The organism is Priestia sp. SIMBA_032 (assembly GCF_046535215.1).
Classification (GTDB): Bacteria; Bacillota; Bacilli; order Bacillales; family Bacillaceae_H; genus Priestia; species Priestia aryabhattai.
On the sequence record NZ_JAWRXD010000493.1, the window covers coordinates 1 to 279 of the forward strand.

Sequence of the window (279 nt, forward strand, 5' to 3'; positions counted from 1 at the left end):
TCTGGCCGCCAAATCCGAACGAATTGGAAAGCGCCACCTTGATTGGCTGCGCGCGCGCCTGGCCCTGGATCAGGTCAACGGCTATCTGCGGATCAGGGTTGCGCAAATTGGCCGTCGGCGGCACAAGGCCGTGCTCAAGCGCGAGCAAGGTGTAGGCCGCCTCGATGGCACCGGCGGCGCCCAGCAGATGCCCGGTGACACCTTTGGTCGAACTGACCAGCATGCGAGCACCGAACAACTCGGCGATTGCGTGCGACTCGATCACGTCGTTGCCCGGCG

The 279-nt window shown here is 64.5% G+C and carries 1 pseudogene; it reads right to left on the bottom strand.

The features are described 5' to 3' along the window. A pseudogene (locus tag SB717_RS35270) lies at positions 1-279 on the bottom strand (beta-ketoacyl-[acyl-carrier-protein] synthase II); the annotation flags it as partial.